Origin of the sequence: Streptomyces sp. SP18BB07, assembly GCF_036322545.1 — a bacterium.
Taxonomy (GTDB): domain Bacteria; phylum Actinomycetota; class Actinomycetes; order Streptomycetales; family Streptomycetaceae; genus Streptomyces; species Streptomyces deccanensis.
The window spans coordinates 1-436 of record NZ_JAQYWT010000102.1; the positions used below are offsets into that span (position 1 = coordinate 1).

General features: G+C 59.2%; 1 rRNA gene. It reads left to right on the forward strand.

Annotation, left to right across the window (positions count from 1 at the left end):
* Positions 1 to 344: 344 nt before the first annotated feature.
* Positions 345 to 436 (forward strand): 23S ribosomal RNA (locus PUR53_RS00300); the annotation flags it as partial.

Below are 436 nucleotides of genomic sequence, written 5' to 3' on the forward strand. Positions count from 1 at the left end.
ACAAGGTAGCCGTACCGGAAGGTGCGGCTGGATCACCTCCTTTCTAAGGAGCACTTCTAGGCTGCTACGGCAGTCCAGAGGCCAGATCATCAGCGAACGTCTGATGCTGGTTGCTCATGGGTGGAACGTTGATTATTCGGCACCGTCGGTCATCTCGGGCTGCAAGTACTGCTCTTCGGAGTGTGGAACGCTGATCACGAGTGGCGAGGGTGTCGGGCACGCTGTTGGGTGTCTGAGGGAATGAACGTCCCCTCAGTGCCGGCCCCAGTGAACTCCGGTTGTTGCCGGGGGTGATGGGTGGTTGGTCGTTGTTTGAGAACTGCACAGTGGACGCGAGCATCTGTGGCCAAGTTTTTAAGGGCGCACGGTGGATGCCTTGGCACCAGGAACCGATGAAGGACGTGGGAGGCCACGATAGGCCCCGGGGAGTCGTCAA